General features: G+C 63.4%; 15 protein-coding genes. 9 read left to right on the top strand and 6 right to left on the bottom strand.

What is annotated here, in order from left to right; translation table 11 throughout:
• Positions 1-7 precede the first annotated feature (7 nt).
• Positions 8-922: a glucose-1-phosphate thymidylyltransferase RfbA gene (rfbA, locus tag B7Y64_RS10860; protein ID WP_291325321.1), complete on the top strand. Its 915-nt coding sequence runs from the start codon at positions 8-10 to the stop codon at positions 920-922.
• A gap of 109 nt (positions 923-1031) precedes the next feature.
• On the opposite strand, the gene wecB is transcribed toward rfbA, so the two are convergent.
• Entirely contained in the window at positions 1032-2150 is a 1119-nt protein-coding gene (wecB, locus tag B7Y64_RS10855) for a UDP-N-acetylglucosamine 2-epimerase (non-hydrolyzing) (RefSeq protein ID WP_291325320.1), read from the bottom strand.
• Positions 2151-2243: 93 nt separating this feature from the next.
• Between wecB and rfbC the strand changes: the two genes are divergently transcribed.
• Positions 2244-2801 (top strand): dTDP-4-dehydrorhamnose 3,5-epimerase, encoded by a 558-nt coding sequence (rfbC, locus tag B7Y64_RS10850; protein WP_291325319.1) that lies wholly within the window; start codon positions 2244-2246, stop codon positions 2799-2801.
• A gap of 75 nt (positions 2802-2876) precedes the next feature.
• Here rfbC and B7Y64_RS10845 read toward each other — a convergent pair whose 3' ends face one another.
• Entirely contained in the window at positions 2877-4571 is a 1695-nt protein-coding gene (locus B7Y64_RS10845) for a glycosyltransferase (protein ID WP_291325317.1), read from the bottom strand.
• Positions 4572-5018: 447 nt separating this feature from the next.
• On the opposite strand from B7Y64_RS10845, the gene B7Y64_RS10840 reads away from it, so the two are divergent.
• The gene (locus B7Y64_RS10840; protein WP_291325316.1) at positions 5019-5792 is read left to right on the top strand and encodes an ABC transporter permease; all 774 of its coding nucleotides are present in this window, start codon (positions 5019-5021) and stop codon (positions 5790-5792) included.
• A 55-nt stretch (positions 5793-5847) separates the two neighbouring features.
• Complete coding sequence (locus B7Y64_RS10835) at positions 5848-7038, top strand: ABC transporter ATP-binding protein (RefSeq protein ID WP_291325315.1); 1191 nt, start codon at positions 5848-5850, stop codon at positions 7036-7038.
• 60 nt (positions 7039-7098) lie between these two features.
• Here the strand turns inward: B7Y64_RS10835 and B7Y64_RS10830 are convergent, their stop codons facing one another.
• Positions 7099-8283 (bottom strand): glycosyl transferase, encoded by a 1185-nt coding sequence (locus B7Y64_RS10830; protein WP_291325314.1) that lies wholly within the window; start codon positions 8281-8283, stop codon positions 7099-7101.
• Between the two features lie 77 nt (positions 8284-8360).
• On the opposite strand from B7Y64_RS10830, the gene B7Y64_RS10825 reads away from it, so the two are divergent.
• Complete coding sequence (locus B7Y64_RS10825) at positions 8361-10211, top strand: PIG-L family deacetylase (protein WP_291325313.1); 1851 nt, start codon at positions 8361-8363, stop codon at positions 10209-10211.
• 36 nt (positions 10212-10247) lie between these two features.
• The gene (locus B7Y64_RS10820; protein ID WP_291325312.1) at positions 10248-11333 is read left to right on the top strand and encodes a GNAT family N-acetyltransferase; all 1086 of its coding nucleotides are present in this window, start codon (positions 10248-10250) and stop codon (positions 11331-11333) included.
• A gap of 54 nt (positions 11334-11387) precedes the next feature.
• On the opposite strand, the gene B7Y64_RS10815 is transcribed toward B7Y64_RS10820, so the two are convergent.
• From B7Y64_RS10815 to B7Y64_RS10805, 3 genes are all read right to left on the bottom strand, one after another.
• Positions 11388-12359, bottom strand: coding sequence for a class I SAM-dependent methyltransferase (locus B7Y64_RS10815; protein ID WP_291325311.1), 972 nt, complete (start codon positions 12357-12359; stop codon positions 11388-11390).
• Positions 12360-12422: 63 nt separating this feature from the next.
• Complete coding sequence (locus tag B7Y64_RS10810) at positions 12423-13475, bottom strand: acyltransferase (protein WP_291325309.1); 1053 nt, start codon at positions 13473-13475, stop codon at positions 12423-12425.
• 16 nt (positions 13476-13491) lie between these two features.
• Entirely contained in the window at positions 13492-14088 is a 597-nt protein-coding gene (locus B7Y64_RS10805) for a Crp/Fnr family transcriptional regulator (protein ID WP_291325308.1), read from the bottom strand.
• 194 nt (positions 14089-14282) lie between these two features.
• On the opposite strand from B7Y64_RS10805, the gene B7Y64_RS10800 reads away from it, so the two are divergent.
• The 3 genes from B7Y64_RS10800 to B7Y64_RS10790 are packed head-to-tail and all read left to right on the top strand — an operon-like array spanning position 14283 to position 18960.
• Positions 14283-15644, top strand: a complete 1362-nt coding sequence (locus B7Y64_RS10800) for a FecR domain-containing protein (protein WP_291325306.1) — start codon at positions 14283-14285, stop codon at positions 15642-15644.
• On the top strand, positions 15641-17593 hold the full coding sequence (locus tag B7Y64_RS10795) for a CHASE2 domain-containing protein (RefSeq protein ID WP_291328849.1): 1953 nt from the start codon (positions 15641-15643) through the stop codon (positions 17591-17593). The genes B7Y64_RS10800 and B7Y64_RS10795 overlap by 4 nt, the downstream gene beginning before the upstream one ends.
• A 26-nt stretch (positions 17594-17619) precedes the next feature.
• On the top strand, positions 17620-18960 hold the full coding sequence (locus B7Y64_RS10790) for a hypothetical protein (RefSeq protein WP_291325303.1): 1341 nt from the start codon (positions 17620-17622) through the stop codon (positions 18958-18960).
• The last annotated feature ends 241 nt before the right edge of the window (positions 18961-19201 follow it).

Below are 19201 nucleotides of genomic sequence, written 5' to 3'. Positions count from 1 at the left end.
CCCCGCCATGAATACTTTCCAAACCACCCCAGCCACCACCCGCAAAGGCATCATCCTTGCCGGCGGCTCCGGCACCCGCCTGCACCCGGCCACGCTGGCCATCAGCAAGCAACTGCTGCCGGTGTACGACAAACCAATGATCTATTACCCGCTCAGCACCCTCATGCTGGCCGGCATTCGCGACATCCTCATCATCAGCACGCCGCAAGACACCCCGCGCTTCGAGCAGCTGCTGGGCGACGGCAGCCAGTGGGGCATCCACCTGCAATACGCCGTGCAGCCCAGCCCCGACGGCCTGGCGCAGGCATTCATCATTGGCGAAGACTTCATCGGCAACCACCCCAGCGCGCTGGTGCTGGGCGACAACATCTTTTATGGCCACGATCTCGCAACACTGCTTTCTAACGCCGATGACAAACAGCAGGGGGCCACAGTGTTTGCCTACCATGTCCAGGATCCCGAGCGCTACGGTGTGGTGGACTTCAATGCCGATGGCGAAGCTTTGAGCATCGAAGAAAAGCCGCTCCAGCCCAAATCCAACTTTGCCGTCACGGGGCTGTATTTTTACGATGTACAGGTTGTGGAGATAGCCAAAAACGTCAAGCCCAGCACGAGAGGCGAGTTGGAGATCACCACCGTCAACCAGGCCTACCTGGAGCAAGGCCAGCTCACTGTGCAAACCATGGGGCGTGGCTACGCCTGGCTGGACACCGGCACCCACGAAAGCCTGCTGGATGCCGGGCAGTTCATCGCCACCCTGGAACATCGCCAGGGCTTGAAGATTGCCTGTCCGGAAGAAATTGCCTGGCGCAATGGTTTTATCGCCGCTGAGCAGGTCGAGCGGCTAGCCAAGCCTTTGGCCAAGAGCGGCTATGGGCAATACCTGCTCCGAATGCTGGAGCAGGGCAAGGTGGGGCATTGATCTGTTCCAGAGCTTTCGGTTGGCAGGCTCAATGGTTTAGTTCGGCAGAAAATGTTGATGCATCGCCCCGTCAACGCACTGGGTTATTGCGATCGCAGGCCAGACTGGATCAGCCCCTGGCGATGAACTCCACAATGCGCTCACTGGCTTTGCCATCTCCATACGGGTTATGGGCGAAAGCCATCTCGTCGTAGGCACTTTGATCGTCCATGAGGCGCGTCACCTCGCGCACGATCACAGCGACATCCGTTCCCACCAGCTTTACAGTGCCAGCCGCCACGGCTTCGGGTCGCTCGGTGGACTCACGCATCACCAGCACCGGCTTGCCCAGCGAGGGAGCTTCTTCCTGGATACCGCCCGAATCCGTGAGAATCAGATAGGCACGTGTCATCAAATAAACGAACGGCAAATACTCCTGCGGTTCGATGAGGTGGACGTTCGGAAGATTCTTCAGCAGGCGGTTGACCGGTTCCCGCACATGGGGGTTGAGGTGGACGGGGTAGATAAAATCAGTTTCAGGGAATTCCGTCGCTAAATCTTGAATGGCCGTGCAAATTCTTTCAAAACCATCGCCAAAATTTTCGCGGCGATGGCCGGTGATCAACACCATGCGGGCATCATCCCGGATGAAATTAAACGTATCCCGGAATTGTTTTTGCAGTTCCGGCTGGTTTTGCAGCTTGCTTTGCACCAAGAGAAGAGCATCAATAACGGTATTCCCGGTAACGAGAATATGGGCGTCCGGTACATTTTCCTTGAGCAGGTTGTCCCGGGTTTGGGGTGTCGGAGAAAAATGCCAAGCGGCGAGCGAGCCGGTTAAACGCCGGTTGGCCTCCTCCGGCCACGGGGAATAGATATTCCCCGTGCGCAGGCCGGCCTCCACATGGCCCACTGCTATCTTTTGGTAATAGGCGGCCAAGGCCGCCGCCAGCGTTGTGGACGTGTCGCCGTGAACCAGCACCAGATCCGGAGAGAAATCCTGCAACACCGGCTCCAGCTTCAACAGAATCTGGCTGGTGATGCTGGAGAGCGTCTGCCGAGGCTGCATGATGTCTAGGTCATAGTCCGGAGCGATGTCAAACAGTGACAACACCTGGTCCAGCATTTGCCGGTGCTGCCCCGTGACGCACACCCTGGCATCAAGTCTCGGTTGCGCCTCGAGCGCCTTGACCAAGGGGGCCATCTTGATGGCCTCTGGCCTGGTTCCAAATACAGTCAATACTTTCATGTCAGAATTTAATTAGCTTGGAATTTTGGGGTGGGGCACTTGCAGTGGATATTGCATTGTTCATTGCAGGCCAGATTTTTCAGAGGAGTTGGTGTGAAGTTTATTGAAACAAAAATTTCTGGTGTCTTGATCATTGAGCCGCAGGTTTTTGGGGATCAGCGTGGATTTTTCATGGAGAGCTATAACGCGCAAGCCTGGACGCAGGCCATCGGGGAGACGCAGTTTGTGCAGGACAACCACAGCCGCAGCGGGCGTGGAGTTTTGCGTGGCCTGCACTACCAGCTGCCGCCCTTTGCGCAAGGCAAGCTGGTCCGGGTGACGCGGGGCGCCGTATTCGACGTGGCGGTCGACATTCGCCAAAGTTCCCCCACCTTCGGGCAGTGGGTGGGCGCCGAGCTGACGGAGGAAAATTATCGCCAGCTCTGGGTGCCGGCCGGATTTGCGCATGGCTTTCTGACACTCACGGATGGGGTGGATTTTCTCTACAAGACCACGGCGGCTTACGCGCCCAGCCATGAGCGTGCCATCGCCTGGAACGATCCCGATATTGGCATCACCTGGCCCGAGATCGGGGTGCCCCCCCAGCTGTCCGCTAAAGACCAGGTGGCACCCGTCTTGCGAGACATCGATCCTCGGTACCTGTTCGCCTGACAGGCAAGGCACGCGCGGCCGATGTCAGTACGGCCGGCATGTTGCGGGGCGCCTGCACCGTCGCGCATCTGCATCTTATTGCGCGCGATATCGGTGAGGGGTCCATGGCCCCCATTTCGATTCGTAGTACGCCTTGTTCCTTTCAAACAAGGCCTGGCGTTCGCCGTTGTTCACCTTGTCAAAACTGGCGGATAAACGGTGGTGCACCAGCACATCATCGGCGCATGCCAGATGCAGGCACTGCTGCTCGATGCGTCGGCTGTAATCATCGTCCTCGAAGAATCCGCGCCCGAAGTTCTCATCCATGGGGCCGACCTTCTCGTATACCGCACGGGGCATCATCACACAAAAGAATGCCAGGGTTTTCATGGGATAAAGCTGGCCCATGTGGGGCAGCGTATACCGGCGGGCGGCGGCGGGCATGTGCTCGATGGAGTCATAGACCACCGGCACTTTGGATTCATTGCCGATGTGGTTCGTCGCGGGGCCGAGCAGGCCCAGCTGGGCATCGGCCTGGAAATGGCGCAGCAGTGTCAACAGCCAGCCACGGGTGACCACCGTGTCATTGTTCAGCATGACCAGGTAGTCGCCACTGGCCGCAGCCAGCCCCGTATTGTTGCCTGCAGAAAAACCGAGGTTGGCTTGGTTGAGCACCAGTTTCATCCGCGGCTCCCGGGAGGCCCACTCCTTGAGTCGCTCCACCGTCTCGTCGCTCGAAGCGTTGTCTGCCACCACGATCTCCAGACGGCCCGGATAGTCAGTGCACTGTAGCAGGCTGTCCAGGCATGCTTTGGTATAGGCCCAATTGTTGTAGGTCAGCACCACCACGCTGATGGAGGGAAAACGCATGCGCTGCATACACTCGTGCAGCTCTTGGGCGCGATGTTGCCAGGTTTGCTCCTGCGCGAACTTCATGCGGGCGGTCTGCGCGTCGCTCTCGCCTGGGTGTTCAAGGCTGGCCCGAATGGCGGCAATGAACGCATCGTGATCCGCCGCCTTGTGCACCAGGGCGCTGAACTGGCCCACTTCGGGTAAGTCGCTGCAGACCACCTCTTTGCCGGCGCACAGATACTCATACACCTTGACCGGGTTGGTGGCCAGGGTCAGGGGGATGCGCTGGAAGGGCAGCAGGCAGACATCGAAGCTGTGCAGGTAAAACGGCAGCTCCTGATAGGGCCGCTCACCCAGCATGCGCACGTTGGGCAATTGCCCCAATGTCTTGCCCGCACCTACTGTGTCGGCACCCACCAGCAGCACCTCGCAGTTTGGGAAAGCCTTGGCAATTTTCTCCACTAAAACCACATCGAACCACTCTGCAATGGCTCCGAAATAGCCAATGACAGGCTGGCTCTGCGACGGTTGATAGATCTGTGCCGGGCGGTTGGCAAAATGCGCGTAGTCACAACCGTTGCGCACGATGCTGCTGGCTACGCCCTTGTCGCGCGCCCAATCGTGGAGCCATTGCGACGTGACCGTGACGACATCACTTTGTTGCATGAGCACATGCTCCAGGTCCATCAGATCCTGCGGCATGCCGCCAAAGCCCTCATGGTGGTCCATGCAGTCATAGATGCGCACCGTGTTAGGCATGGACAAAACCACGGGCGTCCAGTAGGGATGCTCCACCATGGCGGCGCTGGCCTCGATGCCCCAGTCCTGCATCAGCAGGGCGAGCGACTGGCGCAGCTGCGCCTGCTGCCCGGCATCTGCGGCCTTGAAATAGATCTGCGGCGCGCCAGCCAGGTACAGGGTCACTGCATACAACGGCAAGCCGGGTTCAATCTGGCGGATTTGATAGCCCGCCTTCGCATCCGCAATGAAATGTGGCTCGATGTAAAAGGTCGTATCACCTGTTCGAGACAGTTCGCGCGCGAGATGCTGAGGCCTTTGAATGCGAAAATCCCACCCTATGATGCTGAAAACCAGCCAGTCCCTGCGCCCAACGGGCGTATTCCGATGCGGCTCACGCCTTGGCTGCGCTCGCGAATCGCTCGCCATGGTGTCCATGGCGACTGTCTTGCTTGCCGGTAGTGCAGCCCGAGGCTGAAGAGCAGGCCAGCGGCGCACAATCCATGCCTTGAGATTTCTTTTGTGCTCTATCGACAACGGCAAGCGGCGCCAAACGGCGCCCAATACAGACAGCATCTTCATCGGAGACCGCCGCCATATGGCTGGAGCCATGCGGCTTGCGCTAGAAAGTAAAAGGATTAAGTTTAAATGAAGCAGTGGTTATATGTTTACCTGCAATGGCTTTTGCGCGAGTTGCGAATGCGTTATCGGGCCTCTGCGGTCGGTGGGGGCTGGCTTATCTTGCAACCCGTGGTGCACATTTTGCTGTTCACGTTGGTGTTCTACAAATTTTTTCAAGTGCGCTGGCCCGTAGGCGACGGCTCCGCCACTGAATATGGGTTGCAGGTGTTCATCGGACTGTCGCTTTACACCTTTGTTGCCGATGTGATCAACCGCGCTCCGACCAGCGTATGGTCGCATCCCTATCTTGTCACCAAGGTGCGCTTTCCGGTGGAAATGCTGCCCGTGGTACAGGTCGGCGCCGCAGGACTGCAGCTAGTGCTGGCCCTACTGATCACCTTGCCCTTCATGTTGTGGCGGGGAGGGCTGCATTGGGCCGTGGTGCTGCTTCCACTGTACCTGCTGCCGCTGCTGCTCTACGTGCTGGGACTGGGATGGTTGCTCGGGGCGCTGTCGGTGTATCTGCGCGACATCGTCCACCTGGCGCCTTCTGTCAGCAGCCTTTTGCTGTTCCTCACGCCGATCTTCTATCCCGCCTCGATGGTGCCCGAGTCCATGCGCTGGATGATCGACCTCAACCCCCTCGCTTGGGCCGCAGAGGCTGCCCGCAGCGTGTTGCTCAACGGCACGGTGGCGCCTTGGGATGGCTGGGGCTTGCACCTGGCGGTTTCCTGCGCCTTCGCCGTCATGGGCTGGGCCTTTTTCCAGCGCACCAAGCCAGGGTTTGCCGATGTCCTCTGATACCGTTCTCCAGTTCACTGAAGTCAGCAAAACCTATCCCCCCCAGAGAACGCCGATGGCCCAGTTGTGGAACCAGCTGCGTGGCCGTCAGGGAGCAGCCCAGGGCAGCTTTCATGCACTCAAGCCCTTGTCGCTGCAAGTCAACCGGGGCCAGTCGCTGGGCATCGTCGGGTTGAACGGGGCCGGCAAGTCCACCCTGCTGCAACTGGCAGCCGGAACCCTCACGCCTTCAGCAGGTCAAGTCGTCTCGCACGGGCGCGTGGCGGCACTGCTGGAGCTGGGCTCGGGCTTCAATCCCGAGGCCACGGGGCGCGAGAACATCTACCTGTATGCCGCCACCATGGGCATGGATCGTGCCCAGGTGGCAGACCGCATCGATTCCATCATCGAATTCAGCGGCTTGCGAGACGCGCTCGACATGCCCGTCAAAACCTATTCCAGCGGCATGCAGGTGCGCCTGGCTTTCTCGGTGGCTACCAGCGTGGACCCCGACGTCCTCATCGTGGACGAGGCGCTGTCCGTTGGCGACGGTGTTTTCGCCAAGCGCTCGTTCGACCGGGTCATGCAACTGCGCGAAAAAGGCACGGCGCTGCTGCTGTGCTCGCATGCGCTGTTCCATGTGGATCTGTTCTGCGACAAAACGCTCTGGCTGGACCGAGGCCAGCTCAAGGCTTTCGGTCCCACTGCCACCGTCGTGCCGCAGTACCAGGAGTTTCTTGATGCGCTCAACCAGGTTCCTTTGCCGCCTGCTGACCCCGAGGGGACGGACAGTCACACCGAGGTTGCCGAGGGGCTCATCAGCGCCGCCCGCCCTGAACTCGTGCGGCTGCTCCAGGCCGAAGTCTGGCTCGACGGCATTTCGGGCAAGGAGCTGCGTGGCCACAGCATGCAAAGCCATCTTGTAGTGGACATGCATCTGCAGGTGAGTGAGCCGGAGCCGAATCCGCGCGCGGCCGTGGTCATCTCGTCTGACAGCGGCAAGATCATTGGCTCCACCTTCTGCGATGCAGGCGCGATTAGGGCGCACAACGACCAGGGCCATGCCAGCATCCGTTTCGAGTTGCCCCATCTCCCCCTGAACAAGGGGCGTTACCGCGTGGGCGTGTACCTGCTGTGCAAGGACGCACGCTATGTCTACGAATGGGTGGATCCGTTCGCCCATATCGAGCTGAAGGCTGCGGGCAGCAATCAAGGGCCGTGGCTGATGCCCGGTGCCTGGGTATCGCTGCCATCTTCTGCGCCGTAGCCAAGGCTGACACACGTCAGCGATGGTAGTGCTGCGGTGCTGCAGTCGCCCCCCGTTGTTCTACACCCAGCCGCAGACTCTCGCACCTGCTTCGAAACGATCCGCCCAGGTTGCGGTTTGCAGACTTGCAGGCGCCAGCGGCAGGCATTGTGCATGCAGCAACGCCTGCTGCCGGTGCCAGTTGCGCAGGCGTTCCTCCAGACCCTCGGACAGCAGCGTCTCCAGCGGCCACACGCCATCGTCTTCGGCGGCGTGGTGGGGCATCTCGCCGAACAGCGTCGTTAGCACCGGTAGCCCGCAGGCGCGGTATTCGTAGTATTTGACCGGGTCGACCGACTGCGTGAGCGTGTTGTGCACGAATGGGATCAATCCCGCATGCCAGCTGCGCATCAGGCTGAAGACCCGCGAATGCGGTACGGGTCCCCGCAGCTGCACATTCGCGGGCAGCACCGCAGGGGGCGTGCACTCCAGCGGTCCATATAAGTGGATGTGCGCCTGAGGCAGCGCCAGGGCCAACTGCCGCAGCGCCTGCCAGTCGAACCAGGCCGCGATCGTGCCCACATAGCCCAGCACCAGGGGTGCCTGGGCATGCACGGCGCTGCCTACGCCATCGCGGTCCGAATCGGCGCCGGGTGCCAGCTCGGGTACAAGAACGGTTCCGTTACGCACCAGGGCCGCCGGCTGGCGGGTGCGTTCCGCCAGTGTTTCGATGATGCGGGCGGACGACCCCCATACCACCTGGGCCTGGGCCAGCAGGGCGTCGTGCGTGCGGCCCATCCAGCGGCGCGACAACCCCCGGCTGAACTGGGGCATGTCGTCCATCACATCGTAAAGCACGCGCTGACCCTGGCGGCCCGTGCACAGCACCCGCGCCAGCCCGCTGGGCCGGCCCACGGCCAGCCAGGTGTCCTCCTGCTCCAGCAGGGCGTGCAGTTGCGCGCGCAGCGGGCGCTGCATCCAGCCTAGCAGCCGCGCTCCGCCGGGCAAGGGTTCCAGCGGCAAGCTCCGGGCCGACCGCACATGCAGCCAGGGTGCATCGCGCCACACTGGGCCCAGGTCGTGGCTTTTTCTGCGGGCCTGGGGGTGTAGCCGGCGCAGGTCGCCGATGCGAGGCAACCGCACCGGGTAGGGCTCTATCCACCAGACCTCGCAGCCCAGGCGTTCATGCGCCCACTGCACAAAGTGGTGCGGCCGCTGCGACGGGCTGTTCAGCGGTACCGGGGCCAGATATACAAGACGTTTCAACAGACATTCCTTACAAAGGCCAGAATCAGCCATACAGGTCGCGCCGGCCTGCTGTCACATGACTTTTACAATCCAGCATGCTTGATCGACTCGCCAACATCCCCGACTACCACTTCGGCAGGCTTGCGCTCGCCGCTTCGGATCGTATGCTGTGTCTGGCCCCGCACCCCGACGACGAGGTGTTGGGCTGTGGCGGCTTACTGGTTCTGGCGCAGCGCCAGGGTTTGCAGGTGCGTTCCATCATCGCCACCGCGGGTCAGGAGGGCGTGGCCCCGGAGGGCGGGGCCACCAACCTGCGGCTGGCAGAATCGCAAGCCGCGGCGTGCATTTTAGGGCTGCCTGAACCCGAGTGCTGGCACCTGTCCGATCGCCAGCTGCGCCACGCGCAGCCACTCATCGAGCGCATTGTCAACACGCTGCAGGCGTTTCAACCCCATTGGCTGTTGTTGCCAGCCCTCACCGAACCGCATCCCGACCACCAGGCCCTGGCGCTGGCCGGCATGGCTGCCGCGCGCCGTGCCGGCGCCCCGGTCGATCTGCTGTTCTATGAAGTGGGGGCTCCGACCCAGCCCAACACGGTGGTCGACATCTCCTCCGTCGCTGACCTCAAATGGCGGGCACTCGATGCGTTTGTGTCGCAGGAGGCACTCCATCCCTACCGCAGCCATGCCCAGTCGCTGGCTGCGCTGCGGGCTTTTGGCGCAGGTTCCGAGGTGCAGGCCGCCGAAGCCTTCTGGCATCTGCCGGCGCAGGCGCTGGACGCACCCGATGCCTTGGCCAACATGGCATTCTGGCCCCTGCAGCGCCAAGCGGTGGGATTGGCCTCAGATGCCGAGCAGGTGCCGCTGGTCAGCGTCATCATTCGCAGCATGAACAGGCCGTCGCTGGCACAGGCGATTGCTAGCCTGGCGGAACAAACCTATCCCCACATCGAAGTTGTCGTGGTCAACGCCAGCGGTGCCACCCATCCCGTGCCGGCCTATCCGCCGCAGCGCATGGCGCTGCGCGTGGTCAACCCCGTTGCGGCAGGGGAGCCCACCCGGGAGCATTGCGCCGTAGAGTTGCCGCGCCTGGGGCGCTCTGCAGCCGCCAACCGCGGCCTGGAGGCCAGCGTGGGGAGCTACGCCTTGTTTCTCGATGACGACGACCTGCTGGCCCCCACCCATCTGCAAACCCTGGTGGATGCGTTGCAGTCGCAAGGGCGGGCTGTAGCGGCTTATTCCGGTGTGCGGGTCGAAGGCCCTGGGGGGCAGTGGATACGCGACTACGACAGCCCTTGGGAGCCACGCAGGCTGCAAGGCATCAACCACCTGCCCATCCATGCCGTGCTGTTCCAGCTGCAAACCGTGCGGGCCGGGGGCGCATGCTTCGACCCAGCCCTGCCCGTGCTCGAAGACTGGGACTTCTGGTGCCAGCTCAGCCGCCTCGGCACCTTCGTGCATGTGCCCGGCATCGGGGCTACTTATCGCCAGGGGCTGGGCGACTCCCACCTCGGCGACCCCGAGCATGACAACCATTGGGCCAAATGGCACCAGCGCATCCTGGAGCAGCACGCCCAGCGCTGGGGCGTGGGCGAGCAAAGCGCCGCCTTGGCCTGGCATGCCATCGCACTTGATCGGGCCGAGCTGGCTCAACTTGCCACCGCCAACGACCTGCGGGACACCCAAGATCAGTTGGGCGACTGCCGCCAAGCCCTAGAGCACACCCAGGGGCTGCTGCACGCCTGCCGCACCGAACTGCAGCAGTCCCAGCAGCAGTCCCAGGACATGCTGCACGCCTGCCGCACCGAACTGCAGCAGGCCCAGGCGCAGGTTTTGCAGCTGCGGGCCGAGCACGACCTGGCCCAGCGCAGCCTGCAGATGCTGCTGCAATCGCGACCCGTGCGCTGGGCCCGTGCCCTGCGTGGTCTCGCCGGGCGTGGCAACTGAGGCGCGCTGTCTGCGACTTGGGATATTTACAGGGCTATGAACTTTTGCGCATCAGATATTTCCGTGATACCGCATGACTCTGGCAATGGCGCAGAGGCGGACGGCTTCCGGTTCCGCAGGCTGTGCCCGAAAACCGACCTGGCAGGGGTCTGCCAACTCTTCGAAACCGTGTTCCACCAGCCCATGGACCCGTCCTATTGGCGCTGGAAATACGCGCAAGCTCCCGCTGGCGGCAGCTTCAATGTGGTGGTTGAGCAGATCGAAACCGGCCGGCTGGTCGGTCACATGGGGGTCATCGTCGTGCCGGGGGCACGGGCTGGCGAGGCGCTGCGCATGGGGCAGGTCTGCGACGTCATGCTCCATCCCGATGTTCGTGCAGGCATCGGCCCGCACAGCATCTATCAGCGCATGAACAACGCACTGCGCCAACTGGCCCATGCGCCGTCGCGAGATCAGTGTGCACCCCTGTTCATGTACGGATTTCCCGGCCTGCGTCCCGCCAACCTGGGGGAGCGCATCGGTGTGTACCGGCCCCTGCAGATATGCACCGAATACACCGCGTCGCAAAGCGCCTGGGCTGCGTTCTGGGGCCGCCATGGTCCGTGGCGTCTTAGGGTACAGGCGCTGCCTGCCAGCACGGATGCATGGAGTGATGCAATGCTGGATGCCATATGGCAACAGCACTGTGCGAGGATTGCAACGCAGCCAGAACGGGATGCCGCTCCTCACGTTATCAAAAATGCGGCCTATCTGCGCTGGCGCTATCTCCTGCATCCGCAGCAAGTCCCGGCGGGCGAGGGGGGGGCGCCGCGCTATACCCTGTGGCTGCTGCGGCGATACGGGCAGACCCCGCTCGGCTGGCTGGTCACGCGCGAGCAACCGCAACCGGTGGTCGTCGATAGCTGCTTGCCGCCGGGCCCCGCCTGGGCCACTGCCGCCTTGCAGGCACTGCCTCCGCCAGGCCCTGTAGCGGCACCAGCCCCTGGCTGGATCAGCTGGCTGCCCCAGACACAGGCAGCGGCCAAGCAAACGCCTATTCATGCCGTCGAAGTGTTGGGGCAGCCGTTTCACCCGCACTGGACAAGTCCGCACTTTCAACCTGGCGACACCGACGTGTTTTGAATAAAGTGGGAGCGCTGCGGTTCTGGCCATCGGGATGGTCGCCGCGCGCGGTGCTTATTTCGCGCCAGCGCTCCAGAGCTTTGCCAGGCGTTTGCTCAGACCCGGTGGTGGGGTGGGGCGGGCAAGCGGCTCGGCAATGATGAGTCGGAAATCACTGCCCAGCACACCCAGGTCCATCAGCAGCCGCTCCAGCGAAAAGGCATCTCGTATCACTGCGTTGTGCTTCTCGATCGCGGGGTCGAAATTGTTGACAATGGCCCCGTACAGCAGCAGATTCACCAGGCTGCCACCGAGGGCAATATCCTGGCTGGGCGCGAAATACTGCTTTAGTAACGCGTAGAGTTCGCCCGAGCGCACCGCCTCCGAGGGGTCCATGGCGATCATGGCCTGGACGGTGGGGCGTCCAATTTCGGGAATATCGTTGCCATCCCTGTCTTTGCGCAGATCTTCTGGCACGTGGTTGCGCCAGAACCACGACCGGACCTTCAATTGTTCCTGTGTCCACTGAAAGCGCGTGGGCCCGAAAAAATCGATGGTCACCAGTTTGCCACCAGGCTTCAGACACCGGGCGATCTGCTCAAAGGCGTGCTCCAGATTCTCGATATGGTGCAACGCAGATTTTGCGAAGACGATGTCGTACTTCGCTGTACCGTAGGATGCCGTGTTGACGTCCTTGCACTCGAGATGGATCTTTTGCGCGCATGCATCGCCATGCGCGCTCTCAAACACAGCGTTGCCCGCGTTCACGCGCTCTGCCGATAAGTCGAATCCGGTGACCTGCCCGAACACGCCTTTTTGCAGCAGGGAGTGCTCGAAGGCGCCGTCTCCGCAGCACAGGCTTAAAACATGGGCCTGCGACAGGTCAGGCAGGCAGCGTCGGATGTATTCGATGAAGTCGCAGTCACCATCACCAAAAGCGTTTTCACAGATCTGCGCGAAGGCCAACGGATGGTCGCCCCAGTCAGTGAACCGTCCGGGCGTGCGTTGCTGTTGCCATTCATCCCAATGCTGTGCTGCGGTCTTCATGTTTCTTTCGTAGAAATGGGGTGCCATCGGTGCCGGATTGCCGGTGCGTACACGGCACAGCGCTCACACGTCGTGGGTGGCGCGGTGTGGTGGCAGCATGCGCGCGGCCCAGGCGCGCCCCAGTGTACGTGCAGGCTCTTCCACCAAGACATGCAAGGTCCAGCAGCTCAGTAGCAGGCCTGCCAGGGCGACCGCAGAGCCAGCCAGCCAGCCCCAGTCACGCACCAGCATTTGCGCCGGTGCAAGCCAGGCGATGTGCAGCAGATACATGGCATAACTAAACTTGCCGCTCCAACGCCCGACAACCTCGGTCCAACTGCCCGTGCGGGGAGAGGGGGCTTGCAGGCTTGCCAGCAACGCCAATGCAAAACATCCGGCGGCGGCTAGGCCGATCTGCCCATTGCGCCAGTCAAAACCCCCAGTCCATTGCTCCAGCTGCCGGAACAATGTGGCCAGCGCCAGCCAGCCCAGGGCCGAGCCCAGTCCAAGCGCCCAGGCATGCCCTGTCTTCAGCGGCAGCTGGCTGCGCTGCCAGACCCAGATGCCCAGGAAAAATTCGATCAGCAGACCAGGGATGTGGTGCAGGCCGATATAGGCCAGGTTTTGAGTCGCACCGTCGGCCGGGCGTACCATGGCTAGGCGCAGCGCCAGTGCCAGCGCAAACAATAAGGTCCAGCGGATCTGGCGGTGGCGGCACAGCCCCTGTGCCAGCAGCGGCACCAGGGCATAGAACGCCACTTCGGAAGGCAGGCTCCAGAACACCGGGTTGTAATAAAAGGTCATCTCGCGCGACTGCATATGCGCCATCAGCAGGTGCTCCGGGAGGTATAGAAGCGGCTTGCCCGCATGCCATGCCAGCAGCGCATACAAAACCAGCGCGGCCAGATAGGTGGGATAAATCCTAGCGAAGCGGCGCACGGCATAGGCCCCCAGCGATGGCGCTCTGCCAGCCATCACGGTCGGCGCGAACACAAAACCGCTCAGCACAAAAAACAGATCCACCCCCGTGAAGCCAAACACCATTGGACCCATGGGCCAACCCAGCACAGGGCCCCAGTGCACCCATAGCACCATCAGCGACGCGATACCCCGCCAGACTTCTACGACATGGTTCATTGTGTACGCCAGGCTCTCACCGGTCTTCACCGCGAGCCATCTCCTCCAGGGTACTGGGGCTCACCATATGCCAATCGTCGCCGTCGCGCCGCAACACGCCTTCCGTCAGCAACTTTTGCAGCACCCGGGTCACCGATTCCCGCGTGGTGTTCAATTTCCACGCCATTTCCGCATGCGTGGGCAGTCGCAGTACGCTGTCCTTGTGGCTCTGGCGCAACAGCCAGGCGCAGACCCGTGCGCTGACCGGATGAATGGCCTGGACCTTCTGCCATCCCAGCAAATCATTCACCTGCTGCCCATTGAGCCGCGCCACCATGGCCATCATTTCGGGGAATGCCAGCAATTGCAGGGCCTTGTCCCGCTCCATGACGGCGGCAGTCGTTGGGTTGCTGCTGGCCACCCAGGTCAGCTCGATGGGTCGCTCGGCCAGCAGCAGGGTGTGGCCGAAGGGCTCGTGAGGCCCCACGTTCATCAACCCGACCTCCTTGCCGTCCAGTGTCAGATCGATGGCTTGCAGCCCTCCTTGAAGCACCACGCCCAGTCCGGCGAACGGCTGGCCAGGTTGGGCACCCGGGTGAAGCACCTCGCGCCGGCGCATGTGCAGCAGGTTCATGTGAGAGGCCGCAAATTGCAGGGCGGGCGTTGAGGCAGTCGAAAAAAAGGCACAGGGTGTGAGCGTCATCACCGAAATTGCCACATTACCTGCCTTCCCGAGGGATTGAAAAAAGAGCTCTATCTTAAAATAAGCAAATGTCCGGCGCAGACGGGTTGGCGCGCAAACAAAGGGTTCATATGAAAAACAAGGTAATGGCAATCGTCCTGGGCGCGTTGGGCTGCTGGGCGGGCATGGCGTCGGCCGTGCAAGTGGCCCGTGTCAGCCTTGCTGTCGGGGAAGCGACCCTGTTCAAGCCCAACGGCGCATCGTCGGTGCTGGTGCGGGGGGTGGAACTCTCCGAGCAAGATCGCGTCGTCACCGGCAAGAGCGGCATGGTCATGCTGGTTTTCACGGACCAGGGCCGCGTCGCCATACGTCCCGAGAGCGAGCTGGTCATCCGCAAATACGAGGACGACCCCTCCGGTCAGGCCACCCAGCTGCAACTGGAGCTCATGCGCGGCACAGTGCGCCAAATCTCCGGCCAGGCGGCACAAAGGCAGCCCGATCGCTACCGCCTCAATACCCCGATTGCCGCTATCGGTGTGCGCGGCACGGATTTTCTGGCCCAGGCCACCCAGGGCTCGGTGCAGACCTATGTGCATGAGGGTGCCATTACCGTGCAGCCCATGCAGATGGGCCAAAGCGTAGGTACGCAAATGCTCAGCGTGGCCGGCCAGGCGCACTATCTGCTGGCCCGCGCTGAAGGCGCTGTTGAGTCGTACCATGTGGTTGCCGAGGACGCCGAGCGCATCTTCGGCATCCGGCTCGGCAAGCCGGCTTTGGCGGTGGCGCAGCAGGGCAGCGCTTCGGGCACGCCTGCGCGCAGCGACGCCGCGGCAGACACGCCCCTGCTGGCCCAGTCCACAACGGCCTCGCGGGGCGGCTGGGTGGTCACATCCGAAACCCACGCCGTCGACTCCATGCGGCCTGCCACCGATGTCGCCACCCCGCCTGCCATCGCGCCCGTTCAGCCGCCGGTTGTTGATGCAGGTCCGCAGCCATTGCCTGAAGTGATTGCGTTGCCCCGGCAACTCGTTTGGGGGCGGTTCAGCGATGCCACCCAGCTGCCCCTGAGCTTGCCCGTGGCCTACAGCCAGGCCAGAACGGGGCGCGAAGTTACGGTAGGCGAGCTGGGCAGCTATGCGCTGTGGCGCGAAGGCGCCAGCACCTTGGCCCCCTTGCGCGGCACCGCCGATTTCGCCATGGCCGCAGGTGAAGGCTATTACAGCGCTGGCGGCCAGACCACGGCGCTGAGCCTCAGCCAGCCCCAGCTGCAAGTCGATTTCGATCGCATGCAGTTCTCCACCCGGCTCAGCATGGTGGCTGCCACTGTGCCGGCGGCCCAGCTCAATGTCAGCGGCAAGATCAATACCGAAGGCGTTTTCCTGGGTAAGGCCACTGACCAGCGCGTGGCTGGGGCGCTCAATGCGCAAGGCACCGAAGCCGGCTACCTCTTTCAGCTAAATGCCCCCGCAGGTGTCTATAACGGCCTCACGCTCTGGACCAAAAAGTGAGCGTTGCCGATTCCGAGCGCCCGCCGCACCCCACGCGGCGCTGGGCCCTGGCCCTGTGGCTGGTCCTGCTGGCCTTGCTCAGTGCGGGGCTGGTGGCCATAGGCGCTCTGCGCAAGGTCGACCACTCCTGGCACGACGCCGTCACGCCCTTGCTGGCCGTGCAAGCTGCGCCCGAGTCCGTCACCATCATCGATATCGACGAGCGCAGTTTGCAGGAGGTCGGTCCCTGGCCCTGGCCCCGGCCCGTGCTGGCGCAGCTGGCCCAGCAACTGCGCGACAAAGGGGCCCGTCTGCAGGTATGGGACCTGTTTTTTTCGCAGGCCGGCCCTGCCGACGCAGAATTCGGCCGCCAGCTGCAACAGCCCGACATCGTCATTGGCCAGATCCCGGTGCTGGACCCGCAGGTTCTCGTCGCGCCCCAAGAAGGTCAACTGGTGGCCGACGCCCATGCGCCGCTGCTGTGCAGCCGCCACCAGCCTGTACACGGCTACCTGGGCGTTGCACCAGGCTTGGCACCTGCGCATGTAGGGCACCTCTCGGCCACGCCCGATTCTGACGGGCCGCTGCGCCGCTTGCCCGCAGTGCTTTGCCTGCCCTCGGAAATAGCAGCAAAAACAGAGCAGGCCACCCGCACTGGCGGGGCGGGAGAGGCTGCCGCCATGCGCCGAATCCCCCAGATCACGCTGGCCGCCGCCGCCGCCGACACGCCCGATCAGCCCTGGAACCTGGAGCCCGGCAACTTCTTGTTCGGCCCGCAGCAATGGCTGCACCGCGGCCCCTGGAAGTTCGCTCTCGATGCCCAAGGCTATCTGCCCATACCCTACCAGCGCCCGCATGGCGCCTGGCATGCCATCAGCGCCAGCCAGGTGCTCGATCCCGATGCCTCCATTCCCTCGTTGCGCAACCAGATTGTTCTGGTCGGTGGCACCGCGCTGGGGCTAAGCGATGTCGTCAGCACCCCTTATCACCCCAATGCCCCCGGCGTGAGCGTGCACGCCGAACTGCTGGCGGCCGGCTTGCAGGCGCAGACCTGGACTGCCATCGTGCCGCGTGGTGCCACGCTGCTGGCCGCCGTCTCGACCGTGCTGGCAGCATGGCTGCTGCTGCCCCTGGCCCAGCCGCGCAGGCGCATCGGTGCCCTTGTGGCCGGTGTCTGCGTCGGCATGCTCATCCCGTTGGCGCTGTCCTTGCTGGGCCGCCTTGCCGGGCTCATGCTGCCCGTGGCCGCGCCGCTGCTGGCCCTCATGCTGCACGGCCTAGCCTTGCTGGCGTGGCAGGTGCAACAGCAGCGGCAACGGGTACGCCAGCTGTCCAGCCACCTGCAAAGTTTTCTGCCGCCGGCCTTGGCCCTGCAGGTGGCAGCCCAACTGCCCGGCGGGCAAAGCCTGGGTTACACCTGCAACGGCGTGCTGGCCGCTGTGCGGATCACCGGCCTGCAGCGCTGGGTGGGGCATGTCGACAGCCTGCAGGGGCTGGCACTTATCCATGCGTTGCATTCGGCTGCCTCGGCCGAATCGCGCACCCATGGTGGCCAACTCGAACATGCCCAGGGCGACGTCTTCTATATGAGCTGGCCCAGCAATGACGCCAATGCCACCGCCACCGCCCTCGACGGCCTGCGGCAGCTGCGCAAAACGCTGGCGCCCATCCTGGAGCGCAACGCCAGCGAAGGCTACCCATTGAGCTTTTACGCGGCGCTGGAAAGCGGCGCCTACCTGCTGGGCCTGGTGGGGGCGGCGGGCGCGCGCCGCAGCGTGCTGCTCGGGCCAGTGGCCAACGACGTGGCCGGCATGCTGGCCTTGTGCGAAGAACTCGACAGCCCCATTCTTATTGGCCCCCAGGCGGCGCAAACCCTCACCACCCAGGTGCAGCAGCACCTGCAAAGCCTGGGCCAATTCATACTGCCCGACCAGCTGTGCGCCAAAACCCTGTACCGAGTCCCGCTGTGACCGCTGCGCGCGGGGGCGTGTTGGGCATGTCGAAAATTTTTCCTGCGCAGCGGTGGGCTGAACGGCGCCACGCCGCCCTGCTGGCCCCCGCGGTGCTTGCCCTGGCCTGCGCCACTGCGCCTGCGCTGCATGCGGCCCCCGCATCGGGCCGCCCTGTGCAAACCGACCAGGCAACCTCCGCAACCCAGATAGCCGGTGCGCAGGCCGAGCAGGCAGCCGACCTGGCGCAGGCCCGCCAGCAGGCCGACGCCGCCTTCGCCCAGGCCATGCAGGCGCTGCTGCAGCAGCAATGGCTGCAAGCCGAGTTGCTGCTTGAGCGCACCCTCATGTTCTATCCGGCCCACGCCGAGGCCTTGCTGCAGCTGGCCTTGCTGCTGGCGCAGCGCGACGACCCCGACAGCGCCATGGCGCTCATCCAAGTGCTGCTGGACGACCCCGCCACCCCGGCGGCACACCGCCAGCGTCTGCAAACCTTGCTGGGCAACGCCAGGGCCTTGAGCCTGGCAGCCGCCGTGCAGGCCACGCCAACGCAGTCGCCGCCCCATACCGTGGTGAGCTGGGGGCTGACCTACAGCCACAACCCGCTGGCAGCCACCCAGGCCAAGGAACTGGTGCTCACCCTCCCGCAAGGCAACGTCACCGTGCCCCTGCAACAGCGCAGCGGCGAAGGCGCCACCGGCCAGTTGCAGCTCTACCACCGCTGGTCTGGCGGGCTGGAGCTGCAGGCCGCCACCCAGGCCAGCAGTGCCGCCAATGCCCGCACGGCCGGCCGGTTCACCCTGGTCGGCCCCCTGGGGCAAGGCGCGCGTGCGCCGTTGTACTGGAGCCTGGCCGCCCAGCAAACGCTCGATGGCGCCCGCCGCCATGCTGCGTCGCTGCTATGGCAGGCCGCAGGGGGGCAACGGGGCAACTTTGACGAGCAGCCTGCGTTGTACGGCCTGGGTGTGTTTGATGAACCCCAGGCCAACCGCCGTGGCTTTACTGCGCGCGTGCAAAAGGCCTGGCCCGGCGCGCCCACGGCGGCGCAGCAGGGCCTGGCCTGGGCCGAATACGAACATGCCCAGGGCCCATCGCCCAATGCCGTGCGGGCAGGCTGGCAAGGCTACCGGCAGCTGGCGCCGCGCTGGCTGTTGCACGCTTCTGGCACAGCGCAGGCCGACAGCGCGGGCTACAGTCCGTTGCTTGCAAACAACAAGCCGCGGCGCATCTTTACCGGCTCTCTGGCGCTTGAGCGCCAGTTTGCCTCTGAGGTGCTGGGGGGGCAACTGGCGCTCAGCCTGCACTGGTCGCAGCGCTGGAGCAACCTGCCCCTGTTTGCCTGGAAAGACTATGGCCTGGGCCTGCAATGGCAGCGCCAGTGGCGCTAATCCCATGGTTGCAAGGTTTTTTGGGTCATGTTTACTAACATTGTGTGTGCCGCGCCAGCGTGTGGCACCAGGGTTGCCAGCACCGCCGCGCCCATGCCAGGGGGCTAGCCGCAGGGCATGGCCACCGGCCGGGTTTTGGCAAACCGTGTGACGGCCATCACACAACATGCTTTGCGAAAAAAAAGTGCCCCTTAGAATGGCCGCTGCGGCTGCTGGCGTTCTTGCGAGCCCGCAGTTGGTT

Source organism: Acidovorax sp. 35-64-16, assembly GCF_002281195.1.
In the GTDB taxonomy this organism is placed as follows: domain Bacteria; phylum Pseudomonadota; class Gammaproteobacteria; order Burkholderiales; family Burkholderiaceae_C; genus Acidovorax; species Acidovorax defluvii.
This window is presented reverse-complemented; position numbering and strand designations above follow the sequence as displayed.

Bases quoted from the DNA above. Each gene is read 5' to 3' on its own strand.
- rfbA (WP_291325321.1), top strand. From the start codon at position 8: ATGAATACTTTCCAAACCACCCCAGCCACCACCCGCAAAGGCATCATC.
- wecB (WP_291325320.1), bottom strand. From the start codon at position 2,150: ATGAAAGTATTGACTGTATTTGGAACCAGGCCAGAGGCCATCAAGATG.
- B7Y64_RS10840 (WP_291325316.1), top strand. From the start codon at position 5,019: ATGAAGCAGTGGTTATATGTTTACCTGCAATGGCTTTTGCGCGAGTTG.
- B7Y64_RS10835 (WP_291325315.1), top strand. From the start codon at position 5,848: ATGGCCCAGTTGTGGAACCAGCTGCGTGGCCGTCAGGGAGCAGCCCAG.
- B7Y64_RS10825 (WP_291325313.1), top strand. From the start codon at position 8,361: ATGCTTGATCGACTCGCCAACATCCCCGACTACCACTTCGGCAGGCTT.
- B7Y64_RS10820 (WP_291325312.1), top strand. From the start codon at position 10,248: ATGAACTTTTGCGCATCAGATATTTCCGTGATACCGCATGACTCTGGC.
- B7Y64_RS10815 (WP_291325311.1), bottom strand. From the start codon at position 12,359: ATGAAGACCGCAGCACAGCATTGGGATGAATGGCAACAGCAACGCACG.
- B7Y64_RS10810 (WP_291325309.1), bottom strand. From the start codon at position 13,475: ATGAACCATGTCGTAGAAGTCTGGCGGGGTATCGCGTCGCTGATGGTG.
- B7Y64_RS10805 (WP_291325308.1), bottom strand. From the start codon at position 14,088: ATGAACCTGCTGCACATGCGCCGGCGCGAGGTGCTTCACCCGGGTGCC.
- B7Y64_RS10800 (WP_291325306.1), top strand. From the start codon at position 14,283: ATGGCAATCGTCCTGGGCGCGTTGGGCTGCTGGGCGGGCATGGCGTCG.
- B7Y64_RS10790 (WP_291325303.1), top strand. From the start codon at position 17,620: ATGTCGAAAATTTTTCCTGCGCAGCGGTGGGCTGAACGGCGCCACGCC.